At 70.7% G+C, this 19,344-nt stretch carries 18 protein-coding genes; 14 read left to right on the forward strand and 4 right to left on the reverse strand.

Features of this window, described 5'->3' with window-relative positions; translation table 11 throughout:
• Positions 1-26: 26 nt before the first annotated feature.
• From OOK38_RS26260 to OOK38_RS26315, 12 genes are all read left to right on the forward strand, one after another.
• Positions 27-572: a hypothetical protein gene (locus OOK38_RS26260; RefSeq protein ID WP_266756556.1), complete on the forward strand. Its 546-nt coding sequence runs from the start codon at positions 27-29 to the stop codon at positions 570-572.
• Positions 573-692: 120 nt separating this feature from the next.
• Positions 693-1,616: a pyridoxal 5'-phosphate synthase lyase subunit PdxS gene (pdxS, locus tag OOK38_RS26265; protein ID WP_323178828.1), complete on the forward strand. Its 924-nt coding sequence runs from the start codon at positions 693-695 to the stop codon at positions 1,614-1,616.
• 6 nt (positions 1,617-1,622) lie between these two features.
• Positions 1,623-2,225, forward strand: a complete 603-nt coding sequence (gene pdxT, locus OOK38_RS26270; RefSeq protein WP_266756554.1) for a pyridoxal 5'-phosphate synthase glutaminase subunit PdxT — start codon at positions 1,623-1,625, stop codon at positions 2,223-2,225.
• A 78-nt stretch (positions 2,226-2,303) separates the two neighbouring features.
• Positions 2,304-3,056, forward strand: a complete 753-nt coding sequence (locus tag OOK38_RS26275; protein ID WP_266756552.1) for a YebC/PmpR family DNA-binding transcriptional regulator — start codon at positions 2,304-2,306, stop codon at positions 3,054-3,056.
• A gap of 130 nt (positions 3,057-3,186) precedes the next feature.
• On the forward strand, positions 3,187-3,783 hold the full coding sequence (gene ruvC, locus OOK38_RS26280) for a crossover junction endodeoxyribonuclease RuvC (protein ID WP_266756551.1): 597 nt from the start codon (positions 3,187-3,189) through the stop codon (positions 3,781-3,783).
• The gene (ruvA, locus tag OOK38_RS26285) at positions 3,780-4,391 is read left to right on the forward strand and encodes a Holliday junction branch migration protein RuvA (RefSeq protein ID WP_266756549.1); all 612 of its coding nucleotides are present in this window, start codon (positions 3,780-3,782) and stop codon (positions 4,389-4,391) included. The genes ruvC and ruvA overlap by 4 nt, the downstream gene beginning before the upstream one ends.
• Positions 4,392-4,488: 97 nt before the next feature.
• Positions 4,489-5,583, forward strand: a complete 1,095-nt coding sequence (gene ruvB / locus OOK38_RS26290) for a Holliday junction branch migration DNA helicase RuvB (protein WP_266756547.1) — start codon at positions 4,489-4,491, stop codon at positions 5,581-5,583.
• Positions 5,584-5,746: 163 nt separating this feature from the next.
• Positions 5,747-6,268 (forward strand): preprotein translocase subunit YajC, encoded by a 522-nt coding sequence (yajC, locus tag OOK38_RS26295; protein WP_266756545.1) that lies wholly within the window; start codon positions 5,747-5,749, stop codon positions 6,266-6,268.
• A 138-nt stretch (positions 6,269-6,406) separates the two neighbouring features.
• Positions 6,407-8,173: a protein translocase subunit SecD gene (secD, locus tag OOK38_RS26300; protein WP_266756543.1), complete on the forward strand. Its 1,767-nt coding sequence runs from the start codon at positions 6,407-6,409 to the stop codon at positions 8,171-8,173.
• Position 8,174: 1 nt separating this feature from the next.
• Positions 8,175-9,293: a protein translocase subunit SecF gene (gene secF, locus OOK38_RS26305; protein WP_266756541.1), complete on the forward strand. Its 1,119-nt coding sequence runs from the start codon at positions 8,175-8,177 to the stop codon at positions 9,291-9,293.
• The gene (locus OOK38_RS26310; protein ID WP_266756539.1) at positions 9,290-9,829 is read left to right on the forward strand and encodes an adenine phosphoribosyltransferase; all 540 of its coding nucleotides are present in this window, start codon (positions 9,290-9,292) and stop codon (positions 9,827-9,829) included. Before secF ends, OOK38_RS26310 begins: the two co-directional genes overlap by 4 nt.
• Positions 9,830-10,059: 230 nt before the next feature.
• Positions 10,060-12,624: a bifunctional (p)ppGpp synthetase/guanosine-3',5'-bis(diphosphate) 3'-pyrophosphohydrolase gene (locus OOK38_RS26315; protein WP_266756537.1), complete on the forward strand. Its 2,565-nt coding sequence runs from the start codon at positions 10,060-10,062 to the stop codon at positions 12,622-12,624.
• A 91-nt stretch (positions 12,625-12,715) separates the two neighbouring features.
• Here the strand turns inward: OOK38_RS26315 and OOK38_RS26320 are convergent, their stop codons facing one another.
• Both OOK38_RS26320 and OOK38_RS26325 read right to left on the reverse strand, forming a co-directional pair.
• The gene (locus OOK38_RS26320; protein WP_266756535.1) at positions 12,716-13,945 is read right to left on the reverse strand and encodes a DUF349 domain-containing protein; all 1,230 of its coding nucleotides are present in this window, start codon (positions 13,943-13,945) and stop codon (positions 12,716-12,718) included.
• Positions 13,946-14,079: 134 nt separating this feature from the next.
• Positions 14,080-14,898: a peptidylprolyl isomerase gene (locus OOK38_RS26325; RefSeq protein ID WP_266756533.1), complete on the reverse strand. Its 819-nt coding sequence runs from the start codon at positions 14,896-14,898 to the stop codon at positions 14,080-14,082.
• A 180-nt stretch (positions 14,899-15,078) separates the two neighbouring features.
• On the opposite strand from OOK38_RS26325, the gene OOK38_RS26330 reads away from it, so the two are divergent.
• Together OOK38_RS26330 and hisS are read left to right on the forward strand one after the other, a co-directional pair.
• Complete coding sequence (locus OOK38_RS26330) at positions 15,079-15,792, forward strand: MBL fold metallo-hydrolase (RefSeq protein WP_266756532.1); 714 nt, start codon at positions 15,079-15,081, stop codon at positions 15,790-15,792.
• A gap of 11 nt (positions 15,793-15,803) precedes the next feature.
• The gene (hisS, locus tag OOK38_RS26335) at positions 15,804-17,066 is read left to right on the forward strand and encodes a histidine--tRNA ligase (RefSeq protein ID WP_266756531.1); all 1,263 of its coding nucleotides are present in this window, start codon (positions 15,804-15,806) and stop codon (positions 17,064-17,066) included.
• 264 nt (positions 17,067-17,330) lie between these two features.
• On the opposite strand, the gene OOK38_RS26340 is transcribed toward hisS, so the two are convergent.
• Both OOK38_RS26340 and OOK38_RS26345 read right to left on the reverse strand, forming a co-directional pair.
• Positions 17,331-17,954, reverse strand: coding sequence for a response regulator transcription factor (locus OOK38_RS26340; protein WP_266756529.1), 624 nt, complete (start codon positions 17,952-17,954; stop codon positions 17,331-17,333).
• Complete coding sequence (locus OOK38_RS26345; RefSeq protein ID WP_266765589.1) at positions 17,951-19,138, reverse strand: sensor histidine kinase; 1,188 nt, start codon at positions 19,136-19,138, stop codon at positions 17,951-17,953. Before OOK38_RS26345 ends, OOK38_RS26340 begins: the two co-directional genes overlap by 4 nt.
• Positions 19,139-19,344 lie beyond the last annotated feature (206 nt).

The raw sequence follows: 19,344 nt of genomic DNA on the forward strand, positions 1-19,344 counted from the left end.
GACCGGCACGGGTAGCCTTGCCGCCCGTGACCGCAACCCTCATCTGGATCCTCGTCGGACTCGTCGCGATCGGCCTCTATCTGAGCTGGACCGCCGGGCGGCTCGACCGGCTGCACGCCCGTATCGACGCCACCCGCGCCGCCCTCGACGCGCAGCTGCTGCGCCGGGCCTCCGTGACCCAGGAGCTGGCCACCTCCGGGGTGCTCGACCCGGCCGCCTCGATCGTGCTCTACGAAGCGGCGCACGCGGCCCGGCAGGCCGAGGAGGAGCAGCGCGAGGTGGCCGAGAGCGAGCTGAGCCAGGCCCTGCGGGCGGTGTTCGGGGAGGCGCAGCAGGTCGAGGCGGTACGCGAGGTGCCCGGCGGCGAGGAGGCGGCCGGCGAGCTGGCCCAGGCCGTGCGCCGGGTGCCGATGGCACGGCGCTTCCACAACGACGCGGTACGCGCCGCCCGCGCCCTGCGCCGCCACCGCAAGGTCCGCTGGTTCCGCCTCGCGGGCCACGCCCCGTTCCCGATGGCCTTCGAGATGGACGACGAGCCCCCGACGGCCCTGGCGGACCGCCCGACGAGCTGACGCACGGGGGCGGGTGGAGGGGAAAACGATCCACCGCCTCCCCATTGGCCCTTGCAGTGGCCTGGTCGCCTCGCGTTTCCTCGAAGAGCTCAAATCCTCTTTCCCCGAGTGAGGTCACCCGTGTCCAGCACGCTCTCCAACTCCGCCCAGTCCGCTGAGAATTCCGCGATCGGCACCGCCCGCGTCAAGCGCGGCATGGCCGAGCAGCTCAAGGGCGGCGTGATCATGGACGTGGTCAACGCCGAGCAGGCGAAGATCGCCGAGGACGCCGGCGCCGTGGCCGTCATGGCCCTGGAGCGGGTGCCCGCCGACATCCGCAAGGACGGCGGCGTGGCCCGGATGTCGGACCCGAACATGATCGAGGAGATCATCGAAGCGGTCTCCATCCCGGTGATGGCCAAGTCCCGCATCGGCCACTTCGTCGAGGCCCAGGTCCTGCAGTCCCTCGGCGTCGACTACATCGACGAGTCCGAGGTCCTCACCCCGGCCGACGAGGTCAACCACTCCGACAAGTGGGCGTTCACCACCCCCTTCGTCTGCGGCGCCACCAACCTGGGCGAGGCCCTGCGCCGCATCGCCGAGGGCGCGGCCATGATCCGCTCCAAGGGCGAGGCCGGCACCGGCAACGTCGTCGAGGCCGTCCGTCACCTGCGCCAGATCAAGAACGAGATCGCCAAGCTGCGCGGCTTCGACAACAACGAGCTCTACGCCGCCGCCAAGGAGCTGCGCGCCCCGTACGAGATCGTCAAGGAGGTCGCCGAGCTCGGCAAGCTCCCGGTCGTGCTGTTCTCCGCCGGTGGCGTGGCCACCCCGGCCGACGCCGCGCTGATGCGCCAGCTCGGCGCCGAGGGCGTCTTCGTCGGCTCCGGCATCTTCAAGTCCGGCGACCCGGCCAAGCGTGCCGCCGCCATCGTGAAGGCCACCACCTTCTACGACGACCCCAAGATCATCGCGGACGCGTCCCGCAACCTCGGCGAGGCCATGGTCGGCATCAACTGCGACACCCTCCCCGAGACCGAGCGCTACGCCAACCGCGGCTGGTAGTCACCCATGAACACTCCTGTCATCGGTGTCCTGGCTCTCCAGGGCGACGTACGGGAGCACCTCATCGCCCTGGCCGCGGCGGACGCCGTGGCCAGGCCGGTGCGGCGCCCCGAGGAGATCGCGGAGGTGGACGGTCTGGTCATACCCGGCGGCGAGTCCACCACCATCTCCAAGCTGGCCGTCCTCTTCGGAGTGATGGAGCCCCTCCGCGCGCGCGTGCGGGACGGCATGCCCGTCTACGGCACCTGCGCCGGCATGATCATGCTCGCCGACAAGATCCTCGACCCGCGCTCGGGCCAGGAGACCATCGGCGGCATCGACATGATCGTGCGCCGCAACGCCTTCGGACGGCAGAACGAGTCCTTCGAGGCGGCGGTCGACGTCCGGGGTGTCGAAGACGGTCCTGTGGAGGGCGTCTTCATCCGCGCCCCCTGGGTCGAGTCCGTGGGCGCCGAGGCCGAGGTGCTCGCCGAGCACGGAGGCCACATCGTCGCGGTACGCCAGGGCAACGCGCTCGCCACGTCGTTCCACCCGGAGCTGACCGGCGACCACCGTGTGCACGGCCTGTTCGTCGACATGGTCCGCGCGAACCGGACAGCCACCTCCTAGTAGGATCTGGAGGTCCCCCCAGGCTCGCAACGTCCGGGGGAGTTCGTACCGGTTGGGTAACGCGAAGGAGACAGGCAGATGTCCGGCCACTCTAAATGGGCTACGACGAAGCACAAGAAGGCCGTGATCGACGCCAAGCGCGGCAAGCTCTTCGCGAAGATGATCAAGAACATCGAGGTCGCGGCCCGCACTGGTGGCGCTGACCCGGCCGGAAACCCGACGCTGTTCGACGCCATCCAGAAGGCCAAGAAGAGCTCGGTCCCCAACAAGAACATCGACTCCGCGGTCAAGCGCGGCGCCGGCCTCGAGGCCGGCGGCGCGGACTACGAGACGATCATGTACGAGGGCTACGGCCCGAACGGTGTGGCCGTGCTCATCGAGTGCCTCACCGACAACCGCAACCGCGCGGCCTCGGACGTCCGCGTCGCCATGACCCGCAACGGCGGGAACATGGCCGACCCCGGCTCCGTGTCGTACCTCTTCAACCGCAAGGGCGTCGTCATCGTCCCCAAGGGCGAGCTGGCCGAGGACGACGTCCTCGGCGCCGTGCTCGACGCGGGCGCCGAAGAGGTCAACGACCTCGGCGAGTCCTTCGAGGTCCTCTCCGAGGCCACCGACCTGGTCGCGGTGCGCACCGCGCTCCAGGAGGCCGGCATCGACTACGACTCCGCCGACGCCAACTTCGTCCCGACCATGCAGGTCGAGCTCGACGAGGAGGGCGCCCGGAAGATCTTCAAGCTGATCGACGCCCTGGAGGACAGCGACGACGTGCAGAACGTCTTCGCCAACTTCGACGTCAGCGACGAAGTCATGGAGAAGGTCGACGCCTGAGGGCTTGCGCAGCGCGACGGGCCGACGGGACACACCCGTCGGCCCGTCGCTTTGTCAGTGGCACCCGATAGCCTGCACGAACTGGGGAATCTCCCGGTGGTGAGCGGGGGACGTCGAAGGAGGGGCTCGGGTGCGGGTGCTGGGTGTTGACCCCGGGTTGACCCGGTGCGGTGTCGGGGTGGTCGAAGGAGTCGCCGGCCGGCCCCTGACCATGCGCGGCGTCGGCGTCGTACGCACCCCGGCGGACGCCGAGTTGGGCCTGCGGCTGGTCGCCATCGAGCAGGGCATCGAGCAGTGGCTCGACGAGTACGAGCCCGAATTCGTCGCCGTGGAGCGGGTGTTCAGCCAGCACAACGTCCGCACGGTGATGGGCACCGCCCAGGCCAGCGCCGTCGCCATGCTCTGCGCCGCCCGGCGCGGCATCCCCGTGGCCCTGCACACCCCGAGCGAGGTCAAGGCCGCCGTCACCGGCAGCGGCCGCGCGGACAAGGCCCAGGTCGGCGCCATGGTCACCCGCCTGCTCCGGCTCGCCGCGCCCCCCAAACCCGCCGACGCGGCGGACGCCCTCGCGCTCGCCATCTGCCACATCTGGCGCGCCCCCGCCCAGAACAGACTCCAGCAGGCCGCCGCGCAGAACCGGCCCCAGCAGGCCGTCGCGCAGAACAGACTCCAGCAGGCCGCAGCCGCGCACGCCTCGCACCAAGCATCGAAAGGCCGTACCGCATGATCGCCTTCGTCAGCGGCCCGGTCGCCGCCCTCGCCCCCGACTCCGCGGTCGTCGAGGTCGGCGGTATCGGGATCGCCGTCCAGTGCTCGCCCAATACGCTCGCGGGGCTCCGCGCGGGACAGCAGGCCAAGCTCGCCACCTCCCTCGTCGTCCGCGAGGACTCGCTCACCCTCTACGGCTTCGCCGACGACGACGAACGCCAGGTCTTCGAGCTGCTCCAGACCGCGAGCGGGGTCGGCCCGCGCCTGGCCCAGGCGATGCTCGCCGTGCACAGCCCCGACGCCCTGCGCCGTGCCGTGTCCACCGGCGACGAGAAGGCGCTCATCGCCGTCCCCGGCATCGGCAAGAAGGGCGCACAGAAGCTGCTGCTGGACCTCAAGGACCGGCTCGGCGAGCCCCTCGGACCCGGCGGCCCGGCCATCGGCACGGCGGTCACCGCCGGCTGGCGCGACCAGCTGCACGCCGCGCTCGTCGGCCTCGGGTACGCGACCCGCGAGGCCGACGAGGCGGTCTCCGCCGTCGCCCCGCAGGCCGAGGCCGCCGAGGGAACCCCGCAGGTCGGCCAGCTCCTCAGGGCCGCCCTGCAGACCCTGAACCGAGCCCGCTGAACGGCCCCGGCCCCCGGGACGGCCGCGCGCCCCGGTGCGGTCCGCGCCCGCCCACCCGCCGACCGCCCCACCACCACGAGACCGCGAGGCACCACCGATGAACTGGGACGACACGACCGACGAAGCCGCCGCCGAGGGGCTCGTCGGCCCCGCCGCGGAGCGGTTGGTGGGATCGGTCGCCGACCGTGAGGACCAGGCCGTCGAGGCCGCGCTGCGCCCCAAGGACCTGGACGAGTTCATCGGCCAGGAGAAGGTCCGCGAGCAGCTCGACCTGGTCCTGCGGGCCGCTCGGGCGCGCGGAGCCACCGCCGACCACGTGCTCCTCTCCGGAGCTCCCGGCCTCGGCAAGACCACCCTCTCCATGATCATCGCGGCCGAGATGGGCGCCCCCATCCGCATCACCAGCGGCCCCGCCATCCAGCACGCCGGAGACCTCGCCGCGATCCTCTCCTCCCTCCAGGAGGGCGAGGTCCTGTTCCTCGACGAGATCCACCGCATGTCCCGGCCCGCCGAGGAGATGCTCTACATGGCGATGGAGGACTTCCGCGTCGACGTCATCGTCGGCAAGGGCCCCGGCGCCACCGCCATCCCGCTGGAGCTGCCCCCGTTCACCCTGGTCGGCGCCACCACGCGCGCGGGACTGCTGCCGCCGCCGCTGCGCGACCGCTTCGGCTTCACCGCGCACATGGAGTTCTACGAGCCCGCCGAGCTGGAGCGCGTCATCCACCGCTCCGCCGGCCTCCTCGACGTCGAGATCGACACCGAGGGCGCCGCGGAGATCGCCGGACGCTCCCGCGGCACGCCCCGTATCGCCAACCGCCTGCTGCGCCGTGTGCGCGACTACGCGCAGGTCAGGGCGGACGGGAGCATCACCCGGGAGATCGCCGGGGCGGCGCTCAAGGTCTACGAGGTCGACGCGCGGGGCCTGGACCGTCTCGACCGCGGTGTCCTCGACGCCCTGATCAAGCTTTTCGGCGGCGGCCCTGTCGGATTGTCCACACTCGCTGTCGCTGTGGGGGAGGAGCGTGAGACGGTGGAAGAGGTCGCCGAGCCCTTCCTCGTACGAGAGGGACTCCTCGCCCGTACTCCCCGTGGCCGGGTGGCGACACCCGCGGCATGGACACATCTCGGCCTCACGCCGCCGAGCCGCTCAGCAGGCGGAAACGGACAACAGGACCTGTTCGGGGCGTGACGGCGCGCGTAGGTACCGGGGCAGGAACCCCGGTGCCATGCTGAGCGTTGTTCCCTGAGTGCGGACTCGCTTAGACTCCGCCGATGCCGCCCTTGTCGACGGCATACATACCCCCATCCAGCAGGCCGTTCACCATTGCGGTCGAAGAAGGAAGTTCCGACCCGTGAGTCTCGTGACCCTCCTCCCGTTCATCGTGCTCATCGGGGCCATGTTCCTGATGACCCGGTCGGCCAAGAAGAAGCAGCAGCAGGCGGCTTCCATGCGCAACGAGCTGCAGCCCGGCTCCGGCGTGCGCACGATCGGCGGTATGTACGCCACAGTCAAGGAGGTCAACGAGGACACGGTTCTCCTTGACGCCGCCCCGGGCGTGGACCTGCTCTTCGCGAAGAACTCGATCGGCGCCGTCCTCACGGACGACGAGTACAACCGCATCGTCCACGGCATCGAGCACGACCTGAAGCACGACGGCTCCGTCGTGCCGGACGACGCCTCCTCCCTCACCGAGACCGACGAGCCCGCCGCCGACGCCTCTTCCGACGCCTCCGACGACAAGCCCCTCGACCTCGGCAAGAAGGACACGGCGGACAAGCCGGCCGACGAGGTCGCCGAGGCGAAGGCCGAGAAGGCCGCCGACATCGACGCGGCAGAGGCGAAGAAGACCGACGGCGAGGCCGACGCGAAGTAGTCACGACCCGGGAGCACGGCGCGACCGACCGCGCCGGCACCTCCCGGGACGTGCTGTTCTCGCACGGAGTCCCGACACCATGGCATGGCCGTCCCGCGCTCACCCGGCGCAGGGCGGCCCGAGAGGGAGTACGAGAAGGTGGCAGCACCGAAGAAGGGCCGGAGCGCGAGCGCCCAGAGCAGGCCGGGGCGCTCGCTGGCCCTGATCCTGATCGCCATCGCGGCGCTCACCGGGGGGATGTTCGCCTCCGGGCAGACGACTCCGCGTCTCGGCATCGACCTCGCCGGCGGCACGAGCATCACGCTCACGGCGAAGAACGAGCCGGGCCAGCCCAACGCGATCAACAAGACCAACATGGACACCGCGGTCGACATCATGAACCGCCGTGTCAACGGTCTCGGTGTCTCCGAGGCCGAGGTTCAGACCCAGGGACGCGACAACATCATTGTCAACATCCCCAAGGGCACGAACTCCAAGCAGGCCCGTGAGCAGGTAGGCACCACCGCCAAGCTCTACTTCCGTCCCGTGCTGACCACCGAGGTCTCCGGGGCCGACGCGTCGGCAAGCCCGTCGCCGAGCGCCTCCGGCAAGGCGACGGACAAGGCGACGGACAAGGCCACGGACAAGGCGACCTCGTCCTCCTCGGCCTCCGCGACGCCGTCGGCCACCGCCACCTCCCAGGGCCGTGCGGTCACCGACGCCCTGAAGGCCGACTCCACGCCGTCGGCGAGCGGCTCCCCGAGCTCCTCGGCCTCCTCCAGCGCCTCGCCCTCCGCGAGCGCCAGCGTGGACCCCGCGACCGCAAAGCTGCAGGCCGCGTACGCCGCGCTCGACTGCTCGAAGGCGGACGTCCGCGCCAAGGCCGGTGACGGCGCCAAGCCGTCCGAGCCGACCGTGGCCTGTGGCCAGAACTCCTCGGGCCAGTGGCAGAAGTACGTCCTCGGCCCGGCCGAGGTCGCCGGCACGGACATCAAGAAGGCCGGCGCCGTCTTCGACACCCAGAGCGCCGCGGGCTGGAAGGTCACCATGGACTTCACGTCCGGTGGCTCCAAGAAGTTCGCCGCCATCACCGGCAAGCTCGCCCAGCAGCAGCCCCCGCAGAACCAGTTCGCCATCGTCCTCGACGGCGAGGTCGTCTCCGACCCGTCCGTCAGCCAGTCGCTGAGCGGAAGCGCGGAGATCTCCGGCAGCTTCTCCCAGACCGAGGCCGAGGACCTGGCCAACATGCTGAAGTACGGCGCGCTGCCGCTCAGCTTCAAGGAGTCCAGCGTCACCACGGTGACCGCCGCGCTCGGCGGCGAGCAGCTGCACGCCGGTCTGATCGCGGGCGCCATCGGCCTCGCCCTGGTCGTCATCTACCTGGTGATCTACTACCGGGGCCTGTCGATCGTCGCCATCGCCTCCCTGCTGGTCTCCGCCGTCCTCACGTACGTGCTCATGGCGCTGCTCGGCCCGGCCATCGGCTTCGCGCTGAACCTTCCGGCCGTCTGCGGAGCGATCGTCGCGATCGGAATCACAGCGGACTCGTTCATCGTGTTCTTCGAACGCATCCGGGACGAGATCCGCGAGGGACGCTCCCTGCGGCCCGCCGTCGAGCGCGCCTGGCCGCGTGCCCGGCGCACGATCCTGGTCTCCGACTTCGTGTCGTTCCTCGCCGCCGCGGTGCTCTTCATCGTCACCGTCGGCAAGGTCCAGGGCTTCGCGTTCACCCTCGGTCTGACCACGGTCCTCGACGTCGTCGTCGTGTTCCTGTTCACCAAGCCGCTGATGACGATCCTCGCCCGCAAGAAGTTCTTCGCGGAGGGTCACAGCTGGTCCGGCCTCGACCCGAAGCGACTGGGCGCCAAGCCGCCGCTGCGCCGCACCCGTCGCGCGTCCGCCCCCGTCGACACGAAGGAGGCGTGAGATGTCGAAACTCGGCACCCTCGGCGCCCGGCTCCACCGCGGCGAGATCGGCTACGACTTCGTCGGCAAGCGCAAGATCTGGTACGGCATCTCGATCCTGATCACCATCACGGCCATCCTCGGCCTGACGGTGCGGGGCCTGAACATGGGCATCGAGTTCCAGGGCGGCGCCGTCTTCACCACCGAGAAGACCAGCATCTCGGTCAGCCAGGCGGAGACCTTCGCGGAAGACGCCTCCGGTCACGACGCGGTCGTCCAGAAGCTGGGCAACGGCGGACTGCGCGTCCAGATCGCCGGCATCGACACCGACAAGTCGGACACGATCAAGGACCAGCTCGCCAAGGACCTGAAGGTCGACTCCGAGTCGATCAACGCCGACCTGGTCGGTCCCAGCTGGGGTGACCAGATCGCCAACAAGGCCTGGCAGGGTCTGGCGATCTTCATGGTCCTCGTCGTGATCTACCTGGCCATCGCCTTCGAGTGGCGCATGGCCATCGCGGCGCTGGTCGCCCTGATCCACGACATCACCATCACGGTCGGCATCTACGCCCTGGTCGGCTTCGAGGTCACCCCGGGCACCGTGATCGGTCTGCTCACGATCCTCGGTTACTCGCTCTACGACACGGTCGTCGTCTTCGACAGCCTCAAGGAGCAGACGAAGGACATCACCAAGCAGACCCGCTGGACCTACAGCGACGTCGCCGACCGCTCGATCAACAGCACCCTGGTGCGTTCCATCAACACCACGGTGGTCGCGCTGCTGCCGGTCGCGGGCCTGCTGTTCATCGGTGGCGGCGTGCTCGGAGCGGGCATGCTCAACGACATCTCGCTGTCGCTGTTCGTCGGCCTCGCGGCCGGTGCGTACTCCTCGATCTTCATCGCCACGCCGCTCGTCGCCGACCTCAAGGAGCGCGAGCCGCAGATGAAGGCCCTGCGCAAGCGGGTCCTCGCCAAGCGGGCCCAGGCCGCAGCCAAGGGCGAGTCCCTGGAGCCGCAGGTCGCGGGCGCCTCGTACGAGGACGACGAGCCGGAGGACGCCACCCCGGCGGTCGTCGGCCCCCGCAACCAGCCCGCGTCCCGCGCCCGCGGCCGCGGCCGGCCCTCGGGGAAGCGCCGATGACCGGCATCGAAGAGCTGTTGTCCAGCCGTATCCGTGACGTGGCGGACTACCCGGAGCCGGGTGTGATGTTCAAGGACATCACCCCGCTCCTGGCCGACCCGGCCGCGTTCGGCGCGCTGACCGACGCCCTGGCGGACATCGCCGTGAGCACTGAGGCCACCAAGATCGTCGGTCTCGAGGCCCGTGGCTTCATCCTCGGCGCACCGGTCGCCGTCCGCGCCGGGCTCGGCTTCATCCCTGTGCGCAAGGCGGGCAAGCTCCCCGGAGCGACCCTGTCGCAGGCCTACGACCTGGAGTACGGCTCCGCCGAGATCGAGGTGCACGCCGAGGACCTGAGCGCGGGCGACCGGGTGCTGGTCGTCGACGACGTCCTCGCCACCGGCGGCACCGCCGAGGCCTCGCTCCAGCTCATCCGCCGGGCGGGCGCCGAGGTCGCGGGCGTCGCCGTGCTGATGGAGCTCGGCTTCCTCGGCGGCCGCGGCCGTCTGGAGCCGGCTCTGGCCGGAGCTCCCCTGCAGGCGCTCCTCACGATCTGAGGCCCGTCCGCGCACCACCTGGGAGACGACCCAGGGAGAGGCCCCCGAAAGGCCTGAGACACCCGTAGGACACCGTGGAGGCGGGCCCGGAGGAATCCGGTGCCCGCCTCTGGCGTTCTCCTTGTACGAGACCGCCCCCGGCGGCCGACCGCGAGTCCGGCGCCCGGGATCGCTACCATGGGGTTTCCGGAGCCTGACCGGGGGACCCGGATCGCGCACGAGGAGCCCTCTTGCCAGACGAGGCCCAGCCACTCGCCCCCAGTGCTGAACGCCTGGGGGGAACCGCCTCCACCAAGCCCGAGCCCGCCTCGGACCCCGCGGCGACGCCCGCGGGGAACGCCGCGAGCGGGCCGGTGGAGCACGCCCAGTCGGCGCCCGACGACTCGGCGGCCGAGCAGCCACGTCCCAAGCCGGCCCCTCCCGAGCGCCCCGCGGCCACCCCGGCGGTCCGTCCCGCGGCGGGCCAGCCCGCGCGCTCCGGCGGATCGTCCAACCGCGTCCGCGCCCGCCTCGCCCGTCTCGGCGTCCAGCGCTCGAACCCGTACAACCCGGTTCTGGAGCCGCTGCTGCGGATAGTGCGCAGCAACGACCCCAAGATCGAGACGGCGACGCTCCGGCAGATCGAGAAGGCGTACCAGGTCGCCGAGCGCTGGCACCGCGGCCAGAAGCGCAAGAGCGGCGACCCGTACATCACGCACCCGCTCGCCGTCACCACCATCCTCGCCGAGCTGGGCATGGACCCGGCGACGCTGATGGCCGGTCTCCTGCACGACACGGTCGAGGACACCGAGTACGGCCTCGACACCCTGCGCCGCGACTTCGGCGACCAGGTCGGGCTGCTCGTCGACGGCGTCACCAAGCTGGACAAGGTCAAGTTCGGCGAGGCCGCCCAGGCCGAGACCGTGCGCAAGATGGTCGTCGCCATGGCGAAGGACCCCCGCGTCCTGGTCATCAAGCTCGCCGACCGGCTGCACAACATGCGCACCATGCGGTATCTCAAGCGCGAGAAGCAGGAGAAGAAGGCGCGCGAGACCCTGGAGATCTACGCGCCGCTCGCCCACCGCCTGGGCATGAACACCATCAAGTGGGAGCTGGAGGACCTCGCCTTCGCGATCCTCTACCCCAAGATGTACGACGAGATCGTGCGCCTGGTCGCCGAGCGCGCCCCCAAGCGCGACGAGTACCTCGCCATAGTGACCGACGAGGTCCAGTCCGACCTGCGCGCCGCCCGCATCAAGGCGACCGTCACCGGCCGCCCGAAGCACTACTACAGCGTCTACCAGAAGATGATCGTCCGCGGCCGTGACTTCGCGGAGATCTACGACCTGGTGGGCATCCGCGTCCTCGTGGACACCGTCCGCGACTGCTACGCGGCGCTCGGCACCGTCCACGCGCGATGGAACCCGGTCCCCGGCCGGTTCAAGGACTACATCGCGATGCCGAAGTTCAACATGTACCAGTCGCTCCACACGACGGTCATCGGCCCCAACGGCAAGCCCGTCGAACTCCAGATCCGTACGTTCGACATGCACCGCCGAGCCGAGTACGGCATCGCCGCGCACTGGAAGTACAAGCAGGAGACCGTCGCCGGCTCCTCCAAGATCCGTACGGACGTGCCCCGGGCGGCCAAGGGCAGCGCGGGCCAGGACACCGTCAACGACATGGCGTGGCTGCGCCAGTTGCTCGACTGGCAGAAGGAGACCGAGGACCCCAGCGAGTTCCTCGAGTCCCTGCGCTTCGACCTGTCGCGCAACGAGGTCTTCGTCTTCACGCCGAAGGGCGACGTCATAGCGCTTCCGGCCGGTGCGACGCCGGTGGACTTCGCGTACGCGGTCCACACGGAGGTCGGCCACCGGACCATAGGAGCGAGGGTCAACGGCCGGCTCGTACCGCTCGAATCCACCCTGGACAACGGCGACCTGGTGGAGGTCTTCACCTCCAAGGCGGCCGGCGCGGGCCCGTCCCGGGACTGGCTCGGCTTCGTGAAGTCGCCGCGCGCCCGCAACAAGATCCGCGCCTGGTTCTCCAAGGAACGCCGCGACGAGGCGATCGAGCACGGCAAGGACGCCATCGCCCGCGCGATGCGCAAACAGAACCTGCCGATCCAGCGCATCCTCACCGGCGACTCCCTGGTCACCCTCGCGCACGAGATGCGCTACCCCGACATCTCGTCGCTCTACGCGGCGATCGGCGAGGGCCATGTCACCGCGCAGAGCGTCGTCCAGAAGCTCGTCCAGGCGCTCGGCGGCGAGGAGGCGGCCTCCGAGGAGATCGACGAGTCGGTACCGCCCGCGCGGGGCCGCGGCCGCAAGCGGCGCAGCAACAACGACCCCGGTGTGGTGGTCAAGGGCGTCGACGACGTGTGGGTCAAGCTCGCCCGGTGCTGTACGCCGGTGCCGGGTGACCCGATCATCGGTTTCGTCACCCGCGGAAGCGGTGTATCGGTCCACCGCAGCGACTGCGTCAACGTCGACTCGCTGTCGCGCGAACCCGAACGCATCCTCGAGGTCGAATGGGCGCCCACCCAGTCCTCGGTCTTCCTGGTCGCCATACAGGTCGAGGCCCTGGACCGGTCCCGGCTCCTGTCGGACGTCACGCGCGTCCTGTCCGACCAGCACGTCAACATCCTGTCCGCGGCCGTCCAGACCTCCCGCGACCGTGTCGCCACCTCCCGCTTCACCTTCGAGATGGGCGACCCCAAGCACCTGGGGCACGTCCTGAAGGCCGTACGGGGCGTGGAGGGCGTGTACGACGTGTACCGCGTGACGTCGGCCCGCCGGCCCTCCGAGGCCTGACGCCCGCCGGTGCCCGGCCCGGTGGCCGGGCACCACGCGAAGGGGCTCCCGTACGGACCGTACGGGAGCCCCTTCGCGTGTCTGCGACGTGTCAGCCGCCGAACTCCTGAAGACCCTTCAGAGCCTGGTCCAGCAGCGCCTGACGGCCGTCCAGCTCCTTCTGGAGCTTGTCGGCCTTCGCGGTGTTGCCCGCGGAGCGCGCCGTCTCGATCTGGCCCTGGAGCTTGTCCACGGCGGCCTGCAGCTGACCGGTGAGACCCTCGGCACGCGCGCGTGCCTCCGGGTTCGTCCGGCGCCACTCGGTCTCCTCGGACTCCTGGAGGGCCCGCTCGACCGCGTGCATCCGGCCCTCGACCTTCGGGCGGGCGTCGCGCGGCACGTGCCCGATGGCCTCCCAGCGCTCGTTGATGGAACGGAAGGCCGCACGGGAGGCCTTCAGGTCCTGCACCGGGACGAGCTTCTCGGCCTCCTCGGCCAGCTCCTCCTTGAGCTTCAGGTTCTCCGTCTGCTCCGCGTCCCGCTCGGCGAAGACCGAGCTGCGCGCCGCGAAGAACACGTCCTGGGCGCCGCGGAAGCGGTTCCACAGGTCGTCCTCGTGCTCGCGCTGGGCACGGCCCGCGGCCTTCCAGTCCGCCATCAGCTCGCGGTAGCGGGCCGCCGTCGGACCCCAGTCCGTCGAGCCGGACAGCGACTCGGCCTCGGCGACCAGCTTCTCCTTGGTCTTGCGGGCCTCCTCGCGCTGCGCGTCCAGCGAGGCGAAGTGCGCCTTGCGCCGCTTGGAGAACGCCGAGCGGGCATGCGAGAAACGGTGCCACAGCTCGTCGTCCGACTTGCGGTCGAGTCGCGGCAGCCCCTTCCACGTGTCCACCAGGGCACGCAGCCGTTCACCGGCCGACCGCCACTGGTCGCTCTGCGCCAGCTCCTCGGCCTCGACGACCAAGGCCTCCTTGGCGTGCCGCGCCTCGTCGGACTGCTTGGCCCGCTGGACCTTGCGTTCCTCACGGCGCGCGTCGACCGTCTCCACGAGCTTGTCCAGCCGCACCTTCAGCGCCGCCAGATCGCCGACCGCGTGGTGGGCGTCCACCTGCTCACGGATGTGATCGATCGCGGTCTGGGCGTCCTTCGCCGACAGGTCGGTGGTCTTCACTCGCTTTTCGAGGAGGCCGATCTCGACAACCAGGCCCTCGTACTTGCGCTCGAAGTAGGCCAGCGCCTCATCAGGGGTGCCGGCCTGCCAGGAACCGACGACCTGCTCGCCGTCGGCCGTACGCACGTACACGGTCCCCGTCTCGTCGACGCGGCCCCACGGGTCGCTGCTCACAGCGCCTCCTCCACATGATGCCTGTGAGGGGCGTCACGCCCCCTGGCATCGTCCACAGTTTCGTCACGGCCAACATAGGCGACCGGCGGGGCGGCTGTCCGCATCCCGCGCGACCGAAATTAAGCAGCCGGCGGTCAGGATTTCGTCACGGTCATCTTGTTGATGACGACGGTCGCGTTGGGTGCGCCGTCGCCCTGGCCCGTACTCTCGCCGGCCGCCGCGACCTTCTTGAGGACCGTCATGCCGGACTTGGAAATAGTTCCGAACGGTGTGTAACTGGGCGGAAGCTTACTGTCCTGGTAGACGAGGAAGTACTGGCTGCCGCCCGTGTGCGCCTGGCCGGTGTTGGCCATCGCGATCGTGCCCGCCGGGTACACACCGTCCTTCAGGGTTTCGTCCTTCAGGTTCTCGTCCGGGATCGTGTAGCCGGGACCGCCGGAACCCTGGGCCGTCGGGTCACCGCACTGCAGCACGTAGATGCCGTTCGTGGTGAGCCGGTGGCACTTCGTGTGGTCGAAGTAGCCCTTGCCCGCGAGGAAGGCGAACGAGTTCACCGTGTGCGGGGCGGCGGACGCCTTGAGAGCGATGTCTATGTCGCCGCAGGTCGTCGCCATCTTCATCGTGTAGCCCGCGGACTTGTCGATGGTGACCGCCGGCTCCTTCTTCCAGCTCAGCGACTCCACCTTGCCCTCGGCGGGCTTCTCGCACGGATCGGGCGCCTTGCTCGGCGTGGCGCTCGGCGTCACCTCGGCGCCCGCGTTGGTCTTCTTGTCGTCGTTCTTGAAGACCCCGGTCACGTACGACAGCGCACCGCCCGCGACGAGCACGCCGACGACCGACGCGATCACCGCGTTGCGTGTATGGGTCTTGCGTCGCGCGGCCGTGCGGCGCTGCTGCTGTCGCAAGAACTTCTCCCGGGCGAGCTGACGCCGCCGCTGTTCCTGGCTGACCACCGGGTTTCTCCTCGTGCGTCTCGTACGTCGTGTGGGACGCGTGCGTCTTGTGAGCCGACCGCCTGCGTGTGCCCCGTACCGTATATGGGTTCGCTGAGGAATCGGCAGCGCCGGTAGGCTCTGATCCACAGCCACCCGCCCCGTACGACACCAGCGCGTACGCCACCACGAAGGACGATCGTGCTCATTGCCGGGTTCCCCGCCGGGGCCTGGGGGACCAACTGTTACCTGGTCGCCCCCGCCGCGGGTGAGGAGTGCGTGATCATCGACCCGGGCCATCAGGCCGCCCAGGGAGTCGAGGAAGCACTCGCCAAGCATCGGCTCAAGCCCGTCGCGGTCATCCTCACCCATGGCCACATCGACCACGTCGCCTCGGTCGTTCCCGTGTGCGGGGCGCACGACGTGCCCGCCTGGATCCACCCCGAGGACCGGTACATGATGAGCGACCCCGAGCGGGCGCTCGGCCGGTCCATCGGAATGCCGCTGATGGGCGAACTGACCGTGGGGGAGCCGGACGACGTGCGGACGCTGACCGACGGCACCGAGCTGAAGCTGGCGGGTCTCGATCTCTCCGTCGCGCACGCGCCCGGCCATACGAAGGGGTCGGTGACCTTCCGGATGCCCGAGAGCGCGGACATCCCGTCCGTGTTCTTCTCCGGGGATCTGCTCTTCGCCGGCTCCATCGGACGCACCGACCTGCCGGGCGGCGACATGGACGAGATGCTCGGCTCGCTGGGCCGCGTGTGCCTGCCGCTCGACGACTCGACCGTGGTGCTGTCCGGCCACGGCCCCCAGACGACCATCGGCCAGGAGCGCGCCACCAACCCGTATCTGCGGCAGGTGGCCGCCGGCCTGGGAGCGGACCCGACCTCCGCTCCTCGACGAGGAATGTGACGAGAGACTTCGTGAGCACCTTCAAGGCCCCCAAGGGCACGTACGACCTGATTCCGCCGGACAGCGCCAAGTACCTCGCGGTCCGCGAGGCGATCGCCGCGCCGCTGCGCAACTCCGGCTACGGCTACATCGAGACCCCCGGCTTCGAGAGCGTCGAACTGTTCGCGCGCGGTGTCGGTGAGTCCACCGACATCGTGACCAAGGAGATGTACGCCTTCGAGACCAAGGGCGGCGACAGGCTGGCCCTGCGCCCCGAGGGCACCGCCTCCGTGCTGCGCGCGGCCCTCGAGGCCAACCTGCACAAGCTGGGCAACCTCCCCGTCAAGCTCTGGTACTCGGGCTCGTACTACCGCTACGAGCGCCCCCAGAAGGGCCGTTACCGCCACTTCTCCCAGGTGGGCGCCGAGGCGATCGGAGCCGAGGACCCGGCGCTCGACGCCGAGCTGATCATCCTGGCGGACCAGGCGTACCGCTCGCTCGGCCTGCGCGACTTCCGGATTCTGCTCAACAGCCTGGGCGACAAGGAGTGCCGTCCGGTCTACCGGGCCGCTCTGCAGGACTTCCTGCGCGGCCTGGACCTCGACGAGGAGACGCTGCGCCGCGCGGAGATCAACCCGCTGCGCGTCCTCGACGACAAGCGCGAGGACGTCCAGAAGCAGCTGGGCGGGGCGCCGTTGCTGCGGGACTACCTCTGTGACGGCTGCAAGGCGTACCACGAGGAGGTGCGCGACCTGATCACGGCCGCGGGCGTCTCCTTCGAGGACGACCCGAAGCTGGTGCGCGGGCTCGACTACTACACGCGGACGACGTTCGAGTTCGTGCACGACGGTCTCGGTTCGCAGTCCGCGGTGGGCGGCGGTGGCCGCTACGACGGGCTGTCCGAGATGATCGGCGGCCCCGCGCTGCCGTCCGTCGGCTGGGCGCTCGGCGTCGACCGTACGGTGCTGGCGCTGGAGGCGGAGGGCGTGGAGCTCGAACTCCCCTCGTCCACCAGCGTGTTCGCGGTGCCGCTCGGGGAGGAGGCCCGCCGGACGCTGTTCGGTGTGGTCACCGAACTGCGCAGGCTCGGTGTCGCCGCCGACTTCTCGTACGGCGCGAAGGGGCTCAAGGGCGCGATGAAGAACGCGAATCGCAGCGGGGCGCGCTTCACGATCGTCGCCGGCGAGCGTGACCTCGCCGAGGGCGTCGTGCAGCTCAAGGACATGGAGTCCGGCGAGCAGGCGGCGGTCGCGGTCGACGCGATCGTGGCCGAACTGCGGTCGCGCCTGGGCTGAGGCGGGTTCTCCGCCCCGGCGGGCACCCCGCCGGGGCCGGTCTCCCGGCCGGCCCGGTCAGGTACCGGACCGCCTCTTGCGACGGGGTTCTCCCGGGGAGGTGGCGGCCCCGGCGACGTCGGGCCCGCCGGTGTCGGGCGGACGGTTTCCGCTGTCCGTCCGGCCCCGGGGCTCCACCCCGGACCCTCTCAGCGAACGCCGGAGAGGCTGGAGGACTTCAGCCCCTCCGGCCTCGGGGAAGCGGCAGGACCGGGCGGGGGAGCCTCACTCCAGCAACCCGAAGCGCATCGCGCTCGTCACCGCGGCCGTCCGGTCGTCCACTCCCAACTTCCCGAAGACCCGCAGCAGATGGGTCTTCACGGTGGACTCGCCGATGAAGAGCCGGCGTCCGATCTCCGCGTTCGTGCAGCCCTCGGCGACCAGCCGCAGCACCGCGGTCTCCCGCTCGGAGAGGCGGGGCCGCTCCGGCCTGGTGCGGAGCTGGTCGACCAGCCGGGCGGCGACGGAGGGGGCCAGCACGGTCTCGCCCCGCGCGGCGGCCCGTACGGCGTCCGCCAGTTCGGCACGCGGCAGATCCTTCAGCAGATACCCGGCGGCCCCGGCCTCCACCGCCCGCAGGATGTCCCGGTCCGTCTCGTACGTCGTCAGCACGATGACCCGGCACGGCAGCCCGGCCCGCGTCATCCGCACGATCGCGTCGACGCCCCCGCCCTCGGGCATCCGCAGGTCCATGAGCACGATGTCGGGCCGGAGTTCGGCGGCCAGCGCCTCCGCGCGGGGCCCGCTGGACGCGTCGGCGATCACCTCGAGATCGGGTTCGGCGCTGAGCATCGCGCGCAGCCCTTCGCGTACGACGGGATGGTCGTCGGCGAGGATGATCCGGATCACTCGTCACTCCCGGGGACGGGCAGGCACACGGTGACGGTCGTGCCGTCGCCCGGCGCGCTGCGGATCAGTGCCGTACCGCCCACCTCGGCGGCCCGCGCGCGCAGCCCTGCCAGCCCGTACCCGGCGACCGGCACGGCGGGGTCGAAACCCCGGCCGTCGTCGCGCACGGAGAGGGCCAGCGAGTCGGCGGTGTAGGCGAGGGTGACGGCGACCGCGGGGGAACTCCCGGCGTGCTTGCGGGTGTTGGCCAGGGCCTCCTGGCACGAGCGGAGGATCACCACCTCGGGGCCCGCGGGCAGCGGGCGTACCGGGCCGGTCACATCGAGGCTCGCGCTGTGGCGGGCGGCCAGCCGGCGCAACGCGTCGGGCAGCGTGGCGCCGTCCAGGTCGGCGGGCGCACCCCCGGTGACCAGGGCCCGCGCCTCGGCGAGGTTCTGCCGGGCGGTCTCGTTCATCAGGGCCAGATGGCGGCGGGCCTGCGGCAGATCGTGGTCGAGCTCGGCCTCGACGGCCTGGACCAGCATCAGCAGGCTGGTGAAGCCCTGGGCGAGGGTGTCGTGGATCTCCCGGGAGAACCGTTCGCGCTCGGCCAGCGCCCCGTGCGCGGCCGAGAGCCGGGCGATTTCGTGGCGGCCGGCGTCCAACTCGGTGATCAGCTCGGCCCGTTCGCGGCTCTGCTCCATGATGCGGATGATCCAGCTGCCCAGGGCCGCCGAGAACACGAGCGTGACCACGGCGAAGACCGTGTTGAAGAAGAGATCCTGCCCCTCGGGCCGCCACAGCAGGGCCCAGCCCGCCACCGGCGCGATGTTGATAAGGGTCGTGGCGGCGAACGCCCGGCGCAGCCGCAGGGCGATGAAGCACTGGGGGATGAGCGCGAAGGTCATCAGGCGGGTCTCGCCCACCAGCACCCCGGGCGGCAGGAACAGCAGGAACGCGCCCGCGATGTAGCCGAGTGCGCGGCGCTCGTCGGGTTCGTCGGCCGTGAGGACGGGGCGCCCGACCAGCAGGTACCACGGGATCAGCAGCAGAAGCAGCCCGCCGGCCGCGAGACGGACGCGCACCCCCGGGTGCGCCGTGCCGAGCACGAACACCAGGGTGGCCACCCACACGATCGCGAAGTACGAGTCCCAGAGCCGGAACGAGAGCTCCCAGGTGTTCGAAGCGCGGGCCGCGCCCGCCACCGGACCTGTCGGCGTCCCGTCCTGCACCGGCCCTGGCACCGGACCTGTCGGCGTTCCGTCCTGCACCGGCCCTGGCACCGGACCTGTTGGAGTCCTGCCCGGCACCGGCACGGGCCGCTCCTGGCCCGGCCCCGGCCGGGTCCCGCCCGACGCGGGGCGCGCGGGAGCCCCGCTCGGCTCCGGCGCCGAACGCACCGCGTCCGGAG

Source organism: Streptomyces sp. NBC_00568 (assembly GCF_026341855.1).
Taxonomy (GTDB): Bacteria; Actinomycetota; Actinomycetes; order Streptomycetales; family Streptomycetaceae; genus Streptomyces.

What these genes read in the sequence shown, in the direction of transcription:
- ruvB (WP_266756547.1), top strand. Translation starts at nt 4,489, where the DNA reads ATGAACTGGGACGACACGACCGACGAAGCCGCCGCCGAGGGGCTCGTC.
- secF (WP_266756541.1), top strand. Translation starts at nt 8,175, where the DNA reads ATGTCGAAACTCGGCACCCTCGGCGCCCGGCTCCACCGCGGCGAGATC.
- pdxT (WP_266756554.1), top strand. Translation starts at nt 1,623, where the DNA reads ATGAACACTCCTGTCATCGGTGTCCTGGCTCTCCAGGGCGACGTACGG.
- OOK38_RS26275 (WP_266756552.1), top strand. Translation starts at nt 2,304, where the DNA reads ATGTCCGGCCACTCTAAATGGGCTACGACGAAGCACAAGAAGGCCGTG.
- OOK38_RS26310 (WP_266756539.1), top strand. Translation starts at nt 9,290, where the DNA reads ATGACCGGCATCGAAGAGCTGTTGTCCAGCCGTATCCGTGACGTGGCG.
- ruvA (WP_266756549.1), top strand. Translation starts at nt 3,780, where the DNA reads ATGATCGCCTTCGTCAGCGGCCCGGTCGCCGCCCTCGCCCCCGACTCC.